The 540-nt window shown below is 62.4% G+C and carries 1 pseudogene; it reads left to right on the top strand.

From position 1 onward, the window contains the following. Nucleotides 1-540: pseudogene (gene purH / locus AC1DU6_RS35505) on the top strand (bifunctional phosphoribosylaminoimidazolecarboxamide formyltransferase/IMP cyclohydrolase); the annotation flags it as partial.

The following is a 540-nucleotide window of genomic DNA, read 5'->3' as shown; positions in this document are numbered from 1 at the left end:
GGTCAAGACGCTACATCCGAAGGTCCATGGCGGCCTGCTCGCGATCCGCGACAATGCTGAACACGCCAAGGCGATGAAGGATCACGGAATTTCGCAGATCGATCTGCTCGTCGTGAACCTCTATCCGTTCGAAGAGACCGTCGCGAAGAATGCATCCTACGAGGATTGCATCGAGAACATCGACATCGGCGGCCCGGCCATGATCCGCGCGGCTTCCAAGAACCATGACGACGTCACCGTCGTCGTCGAGCCCTCCGATTATCAGTCGGTGCTCGACGAACTCGCGACCAACAAGGGCGCGACCACGCTGACGCTGCGCCGCCGCCTGGCAGCCAAGGCCTATGCCCGCACCGCGGCCTATGACGCTGCGATCTCGAACTGGTTCGCGGATCAATTGAAGATCACCGCACCGGATTTCCGTGCTGTCGGTGGCAAGCTCGTCGAAGCGTTGCGTTACGGCGAGAACCCCCACCAGACCGCTGCGTTCTATCGCACACCCGAACTGCGCCCCGGCGTGTCCTCGGCGCGGCAGGTGCAGGG

The sequence above is a fragment of the Roseateles sp. P5_B10 genome (assembly GCF_056400485.1).
Note: the sequence above shows the minus strand (reverse complement) of the source record. Positions and strands in the feature narration are given on the sequence as shown.